Genomic DNA, 6,454 nt, shown 5'->3' with positions numbered 1-6,454 from the left:
CCCACTCGGCGGGGGTGGGGGCGCCACCCCCCCCGCGGCTTTTCCCCCCCACCCCCCCCCGGGTTCGGGGCCCCCCCCCCCCCCCCCGGCGCCCCCCGGGGGGGGCCCCCCCCGGGGGGCCCCCCGCCGCGACACCCGACTGAGCCCGGGTATGCGCAGCACTCGTGCGTGAGCCGGCACGACAACGCAGTGTTGCTGCGGCCACGCGCAGCCTTTCGTTCTTGTCGTCCGTCTTCCTCCTTTCTACGGTGGTCTCACCCCCAGTGACACACCGGAAAGCGGAGGAGACCCTCTGTGCCCGTGAGCCGCGCGCCTCGCCTTCGGCGCTTCCTCGTCTGTGAACCCAGACATTTCGCGGTGCAGTACGCGATCAATCCCTGGATGCGACCCGACCAGCCCGTCGATGTGGATCTCGCGCAGGACCAGTGGCAGGCGCTGATCCGCGCCTACCGCGCCCAGGGACACACCGTCGAGTCCGTCGAGCCGGTCGCCGGCCTGCCCGACATGGTCTTCTCGGCGAACGCGGCGTTCGTCGTGGACGGCCGGGTCTTCGGCTCCCTCTTCCACGCCCCGCAGCGGCGCCCGGAGTCGGTGCACTACGACACCTGGTTCAAGACGGCGGGCTACGACGTGTACCGGCCCGAGGCGGTGTCCGAGGGCGAGGGCGACCTGGTGTGGACGGGCCGGTACGTGCTCGCCGGCACCGGGTTCCGCACCACCCGCGACGCGCACCGGGAGGTGCAGGAGTTCCTCGGCCACCCGGTGATCGGGCTCACCCTGGTGGACCCGTACTTCTACCACCTGGACACCGCGCTGTTCGTCCTCGACGACGACAACATCTGCTACTACCCGGAGGCGTTCTCGCAGGGCAGCCGCGAAGTGCTGCGCCGGCTGTACCCGGAAGCGGTACTCGCCACCCGGGAGGACGCGATGGCGTTCGGCCTGAACTCCGTGTCCGACGGCCGTAACGTCTTCATCGCGCCCCGCGCCGAGGTGCTCGCCGAACGCCTCGTCGACCACGGCTACGTCCCCGTCCCCGTCGACCTGTCGGAGTTCCACAAGGCCGGCGGTGGCATCAAGTGCTGCACCCAGGAGATCCGCTGATGACCGCACCCGCGCGCACGCGCACGTCCGCCGACCTGATCCGGGCGGAGGAGCCCGTCCTCGCGCACAACTACCACCCGCTGCCGGTGGTGGTGGCGCGGGCCGAGGGCACCTGGGTGGAGGACGTCGAGGGCAACCGCTACCTCGACATGCTCGCCGGGTACTCGGCGCTCAACTTCGGCCACCGGCACCCGGCGCTGGTCGAGGCGGCGCACCGGCAGCTGGACCGGCTGACGCTGACCTCCCGGGCCTTCCACAACGACCGGCTCGCCGAGTTCGCGGAGCGGCTCGCGGCGCTGACCGGCCTGGACATGGTGCTGCCGATGAACACTGGCGCGGAGGCGGTGGAGAGCGGCGTCAAGGTGGCCCGCAAGTGGGCCTACGACGTCAAGGGCGTCCCGGCCGACCGGGCGACGATCGTCGTAGCCGCCGACAACTTCCACGGCCGGACGACGACCATCGTCAGCTTCTCCACCGACGAGTCGGCCCGGACCGGCTTCGGCCCGTTCACGCCCGGCTTCCGGGTGGTGCCGTACAACGACCTGGCCGCGCTGGCGGCCGCCGTCGACGACACCACGGCCGCGGTGCTGATCGAGCCCATCCAGGGCGAGGCGGGCGTGGTCGTCCCGGACGACGGCTACCTGTCCGGGGTGCGCGAGCTGACCCGGCGCGAGGGCTGTCTGTTCATCGCCGACGAGATCCAGTCGGGGCTGGGCCGCACCGGGCGCACCCTCGCCGTCGACCACGAGGACGTCGTCCCGGACATGCTGCTGCTCGGCAAGGCGCTCGGCGGCGGCATCGTGCCGGTGTCGGCGGTGGTGGCCCGCAGCGCGGTGCTCGGCGTGCTGCACCCGGGCGAGCACGGCTCGACGTTCGGCGGGAACCCGCTCGCGGCGGCGGTCGGCACGGCCGTGGTCGAGCTGCTGGAGACCGGTGAGTTCCAGCGCCGCGCCACCGAGCTGGGCGTGGTCCTGAGGGACGGACTGACCGAGCTGGTCGGCAGGGGTGTGCTGGGCTTCCGCGCGCGCGGGCTGTGGGCGGGCGTCGACATCGACCCCGCGATCGGCACCGGCCGGGAGATCAGCGAGCGCCTCATGCGGGAGGGCGTCCTGGTCAAGGACACCCACGGCTCCACGATCCGGCTGGCGCCCCCGCTGACCATCACGGCGCAGGAACTGCGCTCCGCGCTGGCGGCACTTCAGAAGGTGCTGGTCTGACGGTCCGCGCGCGGGGGCCGGTGCCCGGGGCGCCGGCCCCCGCGCGTGTCGTCGGGCGGTGCGGGGGCGTCAGCCGGCGCCGAGGAGCTGCTTCATCTCCCTGATCTCGGCGGTCTGCGCCGTGACGACGCTTCCCGCCATGCGCCTGGCGGGCCCGTAGGCGCCCTTGTCGCGCTCGGTGCCGGCCATCTCGACGGCGCCCTGGTGATGCCGGACCATCAGCGACAGAAAGCGTGTGTCGAACTCCGCGCCGGTGGCCTTCTCCAGGGCCGCCATGTCACCGTCGCTCATCATGCCGGCCATCCCGGACGCGCCGGACGTCCCGGTGCGCCCGGAGTGGTCCATGCCGGCCGCGGGGGCCTGCTCACCCCAGCTCTTCAGCCAGCCGGTCATGGTGCGGATCTGAGGGTCCTGCGCCTTCTCGATGCGGGTCGCGAGGTCCTTGACCCGGGCGGAGGAGGCCCGGGACGCGGCGAGCCGGGCCATCTCCAGGGCCTGCCGGTGGTGCGGGACCATGCCCTGGGCGAAGGCGACGTCCTGGGCGTTGTGGGCGGTCGCGCCCGCCGTCGCCGAGGAGCCGTGGCCGTGACCGCCGCCCGAGGGGGCGGCGCTGTCGCCGCCGCCGCAGGCGGCGAGGACGAGGGAGGCGAGTGCGGCCGCCGTCACGAGGGCGGTGCGGCGCGTCAGGGTGCGGATGGTCATACGGGAACTCCTGCCGTGGGAGAGGATTTTCGGGCACGCGTGGGAGGACGGCCGCGGGTGGGCGGTCGTCGGTGCCTCTAGATCCGCAGGAGCTGGAGTTCCGCGAGGGTCGGTGGCGCGCGCGCCCCGTCCGGAGTCGTCACGGCGCACGGACCGAGGTCGTCGGCCGGTGCGGAGGCGGTCACCGGGGCGGCCCCGGGGTCCGGCACCCTGGGCCCGTCGTCGACGGCGCCGGACACGCAGGTGGGATCGGCGTGCAGCATCCGGTGACCGCCGTGCCGGGCGTCCCCGCCGAAGCAGTCGTCCATGGCGTCCAGCGCGACCGCCACATGCGCGCTCGGGGGGTGGTGCCCCGGGTGCCCCGTCCCGCCGCCGGGCGCCAGGGCGTGCATGCCCAGGAGGCCGATCAGCACCGCCAGCACGGACAGCGCGCGGTGCCGCCGACGGGGCGGTCGCCGAGGGTGCTGTCGGGTGCTGGGCATCGGGATCATCGTACGGGGCGGCCACCGGCCGGAGTGCGCGGCCCGCCGACGCGGGCGCGCGACCTGCGTGCGGCGGCGCGGGCCGCGCACTCCCGAATCGCTGACGCGGGTGATCTCCAGGCCGTCCCCGGTGGGCGCCGACGCGGCGCGGGTCGGCCTGCGCCGACATTCGCGCAGGTGACGGGCGGGTGAGCGGCGGAATCCGGGCGCAAGGCCGCCCGCCCGGCCACAGCGAACACATCACGTCACTGATCGACCGCACTGTGTGATGAGCGCTGGTGAGGGGATGGACTGACTCGTGACAGCGGGCGTACGGACGGTCCGCACGCCCCAGCCCTCCAGGAGGTCGAGTTGAAGACGACGAGTTCCAGGCGTCCGTCCCTGTTCACCCGCGCGCTCGCCGTGGCGGCCATGGCCGGGGCCCTGCTCCCGCTGGGCCTGACCTCGGCCCAGGCGGACGCCCCGACGGCCGTCGCGAAGCGGCTGCCCCCGGGGGTGATCCCGCTCGGCGACGGCGAACCCTGCCCGGTCTTCACCCTGTGTCTGTACCGCGACTACGGTTTCCGCGGCCCCGCCTACGGCATCGGTGCCGGCTACGACGTCGACCTGCGTGCCCTGCCCATGCCGGGAAGCGGGGGGCCCACGGCGGCGAACAACGTGTCCTCGTGGGTGAACCACACACGGAGCGACGCGCTCCTCGTCGACCGGGACCGCGACGAGATCCGGCCCCTGTTCCCCGGGCAGCGGCTGGAGGAACCGCCCGGGCACAACGACACCGTCGACCTCGTGCTGTGGCCGTAGGCGCCGCCGCTCAAGGGCGGTGGCCTTGCCGGCGGTGAGATCACGGCCGTCGTCCCCTCCGGGACGGCGGCCGTCGCCGCACACTTTCCGGCCGGTGCGCCACGGCCCGGCGTCGGGGTACTGGCCCGGCGGAACGGGGCAGCCGATGATGGCAGGGGCCACGCGGGCCGGCCGCTCGGCCCGTGGGCCGGGAGCCGCCGGTGCGCAGCCGGCCTGACCGAGTGAGGGCGAGCCGTGTTCTACCACCTGCTCAAGTACGTGCTGTTGGGGCCCCTGCTCAGGCTGGTCTTCCGGCCCCGGATCGAGGGCTTGGAGAACGTACCCGCCGAGGGCGCCGCGATCGTCGCCGGCAACCATCTGTCGTTCTCCGACCATTTCCTGATGCCGGCGATCCTGAAGCGTCGCATCACCTTCCTCGCCAAGGCGGAGTACTTCACCGGCCCGGGACTCAAGGGCCGGCTCACCGCGTTCTTCTTCCGCAGCGCCGGGCAGATCCCGGTGGACCGCTCGGGCAAGGAGGCCGGCCAGGCGGCGATCCGTGAGGGGCTCGGGGTGCTGGGCAAGGGCGAGTTGCTCGGTATCTACCCCGAGGGCACCCGTTCGCACGACGGCCGGCTCTACAAGGGCAAGGTCGGCGTCGCCGTCATGGCGCTGCGGGCGGGGGTGCCGGTGGTGCCCTGCGCGATGATCGGCACCTTCGAGGCACAGCCGCCCGGCAGGCGGCTCCCGCGGATCCATCCGGTCGCCATCCGCTTCGGCAAGGCGCTCGACTTCTCCCGGTACGCCGGCATGGAGAAGGAGAAGGCGGTCCTGCGGGCCGTCACCGACGAGATCATGTACGCGATCCTGACGCTGTCCGAGCAGGAGTACGTCGACGAGTACGCGGCCGTCGCCAAGGAGCGGCAGACGGCGGAGCAGGGCGTCAGGGAGCGCAGATTCCCGCGCTCACCGCTCGGTTGACCGCCTCTGCCGTCGGCAGAACACCGCGCCGAGGGCGTCCGGGTGGCCGTACGGTCGCGCCATGGGACGTGTAGTGGTGATCGGGGCGACCGGGCAGATCGGGCGGCCGGCGGTGAACGCGCTGGTGCGGGACGGCTGGGAGGTGACGGCCGCCTCGTACGGCGGAGGCCGGGAGGAGACATGGCCCAGGGAGGTGCGGGCGGTCCGGCTCGACCGGGAGGACGGGCGGGCCCTGGCCCGGGTGGTGGGCGACGGATGTGACGTGCTGGTCGACGTCGTCGCCTTCGGGGTCCCGCACGCACGGCAGTTGCTCTCGCTCGCCGACCGGGTCGGTTCGGCAGTGGTGGTCTCCAGCGTGTCGGTGTACGAGGACGGCGAGGGCCGCGGCTTCGACACCCAGGACCGGCCGGACGGCTTCCCCCGGTATCCGGTGCCGCTGCCGGAGAGCCAGCGGACGGTGGCGCCCGGCGAGGCCACGTACAGCACCCGCAAGGTCGCGCTGGAGCGTGAACTCCTCGCCGCGGCCGACCGGTTGCCGGCCACCCTGCTGCGGGCCGGAGCGATCCACGGTCCGCACTGCCGCAGTCCGCGCGAGCTGTACTTCGTCAAGCGGAACCTGGACGGCCGGCGCAGGCGCGTGCTCGCGTACGGGGGACGGAGCCGGTTCCATCCCGCGAGTGCCCTCAACATCGCGGAACTGGTGCGGCTGGCGGCGGCTCGGCCCGGTTCACGGGTCCTGAACGCCTGCGACGCCGAGGCGCCGACGGTCGCCGAGATCGGCGCGGCGATCGACGCCGTGATGGGCGTGGAGAACGAGACGGTGCTGGTCGACGGCGCTCCCCCGGCGCCGGGGGTGGGCGAGACCCCGTGGTCGGTGCCGCATCCGGTCGTGGCCGACATGTCGGCGGCGGAGCGGGAACTGGGCTACCGCCCGGTGGTCGCGTACCGGGACTCGCTGGCGCGGACGGTGGCGTGGATCGAGGACCGGCTCGCCGGGCGGGACTGGCGCTCGGCGTATCCGCAGATGGCGCGGGCCTACGGCGACCTGTTCGACTACGCGGCGGAGGACGCCTGGCTGCGGGGGTGACCGACGGACCGCCGGCGGGGGGCACGTGCCGGTGCGCGGGCACGAGCGAGGGGCGGCCGGGAGGTTCCGGTCGCCCCTCGTCGTCGTACGGTCGTACGGTG

Annotated in this window: 7 protein-coding genes; 5 read left to right on the top strand and 2 right to left on the bottom strand. The window is 73.7% G+C overall.

The window, feature by feature from the left end; translation table 11 throughout:
- The first annotated feature begins 294 nt into the window (after nt 1-294).
- Nucleotides 295-1,104, top strand: a complete 810-nt coding sequence (gene ddaH / locus ACIBA9_RS33100) for a dimethylargininase (RefSeq protein WP_399368871.1) — start codon at nt 295-297, stop codon at nt 1,102-1,104.
- The gene (rocD, locus tag ACIBA9_RS33095) at nt 1,104-2,321 is read left to right on the top strand and encodes an ornithine--oxo-acid transaminase (protein WP_362155550.1); all 1,218 of its coding nucleotides are present in this window, start codon (nt 1,104-1,106) and stop codon (nt 2,319-2,321) included. Before ddaH ends, rocD begins: the two co-directional genes overlap by 1 nt.
- 69 nt (nt 2,322-2,390) lie before the next feature.
- Here the strand turns inward: rocD and ACIBA9_RS33090 are convergent, their stop codons facing one another.
- Both ACIBA9_RS33090 and ACIBA9_RS33085 read right to left on the bottom strand, forming a co-directional pair.
- Entirely contained in the window at nt 2,391-3,023 is a 633-nt protein-coding gene (locus tag ACIBA9_RS33090; RefSeq protein WP_399368869.1) for a DUF305 domain-containing protein, read from the bottom strand.
- A 77-nt stretch (nt 3,024-3,100) separates the two neighbouring features.
- Nucleotides 3,101-3,505 (bottom strand): DUF6153 family protein, encoded by a 405-nt coding sequence (locus ACIBA9_RS33085; RefSeq protein WP_399368867.1) that lies wholly within the window; start codon nt 3,503-3,505, stop codon nt 3,101-3,103.
- Nucleotides 3,506-3,856: 351 nt separating this feature from the next.
- Here ACIBA9_RS33085 and ACIBA9_RS33080 point away from each other — a divergent pair, with 351 nt between their 5' ends.
- The 3 genes from ACIBA9_RS33080 (at nt 3,857) to ACIBA9_RS33070 (ending at nt 6,353) form a co-directional block, all read left to right on the top strand.
- Nucleotides 3,857-4,306 carry a peptidase inhibitor family I36 protein gene (locus ACIBA9_RS33080; RefSeq protein ID WP_399368865.1) on the top strand — a complete coding sequence of 150 codons (450 nt, stop codon included), beginning with the start codon at nt 3,857-3,859 and terminating at the stop codon, nt 4,304-4,306.
- Between the two features lie 234 nt (nt 4,307-4,540).
- A complete protein-coding gene (locus tag ACIBA9_RS33075) occupies nt 4,541-5,266 on the top strand; it encodes a lysophospholipid acyltransferase family protein (RefSeq protein ID WP_399368863.1) in 726 nt (241 codons plus the stop codon).
- Between the two features lie 61 nt (nt 5,267-5,327).
- Entirely contained in the window at nt 5,328-6,353 is a 1,026-nt protein-coding gene (locus ACIBA9_RS33070) for an NAD-dependent epimerase/dehydratase family protein (protein WP_399368861.1), read from the top strand.
- Nucleotides 6,354-6,454 lie beyond the last annotated feature (101 nt).

It is taken from the genome of Streptomyces sp. NPDC051452 (genome assembly GCF_044454765.1).
Classification (GTDB): domain Bacteria; phylum Actinomycetota; class Actinomycetes; order Streptomycetales; family Streptomycetaceae; genus Streptomyces.
Note: the sequence above shows the minus strand (reverse complement) of the source record. Positions and strands in the feature narration are given on the sequence as shown.

Excerpts from the sequence above, each read along its gene's own strand:
- ACIBA9_RS33070 (WP_399368861.1), top strand. The coding sequence starts at position 5,328 with ATGGGACGTGTAGTGGTGATCGGGGCGACCGGGCAGATCGGGCGGCCG.
- rocD (WP_362155550.1), top strand. The coding sequence starts at position 1,104 with ATGACCGCACCCGCGCGCACGCGCACGTCCGCCGACCTGATCCGGGCG.
- ACIBA9_RS33085 (WP_399368867.1), bottom strand. The coding sequence starts at position 3,505 with ATGCCCAGCACCCGACAGCACCCTCGGCGACCGCCCCGTCGGCGGCAC.
- ACIBA9_RS33090 (WP_399368869.1), bottom strand. The coding sequence starts at position 3,023 with ATGACCATCCGCACCCTGACGCGCCGCACCGCCCTCGTGACGGCGGCC.